General features: G+C 51.5%; 2 protein-coding genes. Both read right to left on the reverse strand.

Annotation, left to right across the window (positions count from 1 at the left end; genetic code table 11):
* Positions 1-1,018, reverse strand: a 1,018-nt coding sequence (locus I5W_RS28395) for an ABC transporter ATP-binding protein (protein WP_306302687.1), incomplete at its 3' end; no start/stop codon positions are given.
* A complete protein-coding gene (locus tag I5W_RS28400) occupies positions 972-1,823 on the reverse strand; it encodes an ABC transporter permease (RefSeq protein WP_044531774.1) in 852 nt (283 codons plus the stop codon). The genes I5W_RS28395 and I5W_RS28400, both read right to left, overlap by 47 nt.
* Between the last annotated feature and the right edge of the window lie 523 nt (positions 1,824-2,346).

Here is a 2,346-nt window from a genome sequence, read left to right on the forward strand (position 1 = left end):
GACAGGGATGTATTCGCTTCACCCGTACCGACATTCTTAGGCGATCACCCAGACAGAAGTGGCTACATTTCTCTCCAGCTTCATTAACCAGAATTACACTGACAATCTCAGCCTCATAACTTCCAAAAGAGTAGCGTTCATCAGAGATAGAAGGCTTTTTACTTAGCTGTACTCTCGCATTAATTTTCGAGCTTTCGTCTGCCAATACTCTGGTTTCCTCATCATGCAATTGACGACGATACTCGCGTACAACTTCGGCAGAATTACCTATCGCAGACACCCTTCCGTTGGAAAGCAGAAGCGCTCTTGATGTCATCGTTCGAACGGCTTCCTGATCGTGCGATACAAACAACAACGTACCGCCGTTCGAAACGAAATGCTCCAAACGCTGATAACAGCGCTTCTGAAATAGGGCATCGCCTACAGCAAGGGCTTCGTCGACGATAAGAATATCTGGCTCAAGCTGTACCTGAATCGCAAATGCAAGCCGTACGAACATGCCACTTGAGTAGGTTTTGACCGGGCGATCGAGGAATTCACCGATATCCGCGAAGCTGGCTATATTGTCGAAGCGCGCCTCAATTGCCGCCTCGCTAAATCCCAGTAATGCGCCGTTGAGATAGACGTTTTCTCGCCCCGTAAATTCGGGATTAAATCCCGACCCAAGTTCGAGGAGTGCGGCGATCCTCCCGCAGGCCTGGGCATTGCCTTCTGTCGGTGCCAACACGCCGGTGATCAGCTGCAACAAGGTGCTCTTGCCACTACCGTTTTTTCCTAAGATACCGACGGACTCCCCTCTCTCGATCTGAAAAGAGACGTGTCTTAATGCCCAAAAGTCATGAGCGTAGTGGCGTGGCGCGACTCCTAAGGCACGCTGGAGGTGCGGCAGCACAAATTGTTTCAGACGGTCTCGGGGATGAGCGTAAGTCTGGTAGCACTTTCCAAGGTCCTCGACAGAAAGCACGACAGGGTTAGAGGACATCTGGGAACCCCTTTCTGGTCTTCTGGAACCAGACATAGCCGAACCAGGCGATGAGCGTGGCAACAAAGGTGTAGCTTCCCAAACTGTACCAATCCGGGAGACGTCCCCAAATCAACACGTCTCTCGCCTGCTCGATCATGATGGAGAGCGGATTCACCTTGATCCAAAGACGGAATTCTTCTGGAATCGCCTGGATGGGGTAAAACACCGGTGCAAGAAACATCGTCACGGTAGTGATAAGGCTGACGGTTTGACTCACATCACGCAAAAACACTCCCAATGAGGCAAGCATCCAGGCCAGCCCGAGCGTAAGTATGACGAGTGGAAGAAATACCAGCGGAACGAAAACGATGGTCCAGGGGGGAAGACCATTCAAAAGAGTGAAGGCGGTCAACAGGACGCAAAGACTGATCAGCGTATGGAAAAGCGCTGCTCCCATGCTAATGACGGGCAGGATTTCCAGAGGGAAAACCACCTTCTTGACGAAGTTGATATTCGAATGAATCAATACTGGTGCGCGATTGAGTACTTCGGCAAACAACCCATGGACGATCAGCCCAACAAAAAGCACAAGAGCAAACTGAGTTGTGCTTTCTTCGCTGCCGATGCCCCAGCGAGCTTTGAACACCACTGAGAACACAAACGTATAGATGAGCAGCATAAAAACGGGATTGAGAAATGACCAAGCCAGTCCCATGACAGAACCTTTGTAGCGGGCGACGACCTCATGTCGTGCCATCTGGATGATGAGCTTCCGGTTGCACCAGAGGCTCCTGCCCAGCGCCAGGAGAGAGGTAGGCTGAGCGACATGAGGGTTGGCAGCGATCTTTGAAGTAATCATATGAACTGCTTCGCATCTGGAAAGATCATCGTTCGACGGGCGCTAGCACGAGCCGCGAGCCAGTCTGTAATCGGGCATTGGATACCCGTGACCGGCTCGTGCCAGGAACTGCAGTATCCAGATTGGTTGGCGTGAACATCGTCCATTTTGCAGAAGGACCGTGCAATCTGGCTCAACGCGACAGAGTTATCGCTACGAAAGAATCCTCTGGAGCCCCTAGGATGGCGCCACTGTTCACAGAAGGGATAGGCACCCATCCATTGATCAACGGTTCGAGTATTTTTGCACAGCACTAACGCGGTATTGAGAGCTTCTCGCTGTATCAAGCGCCGTAGCATTCGGCATTCCCGACGCATCAGAGCGCAAGCACTAGCAAAGCTCCAACGCTTTGACTTTGACACTACGACTCCGCTTGTGTGGGTTCAGGTGTGCGGATTGGAATATATGGACNACGTGGCGCGCATCAAAATGAGTTGTCCTTNAGAAGACTGAGCAGATATTGACCGTAGCTATTTTGGGCCAC

The organism is Herbaspirillum sp. B65 (genome assembly GCF_000333555.1).
GTDB lineage: Bacteria > Pseudomonadota > Gammaproteobacteria > Burkholderiales > Burkholderiaceae_D > Herbaspirillum > Herbaspirillum rubrisubalbicans.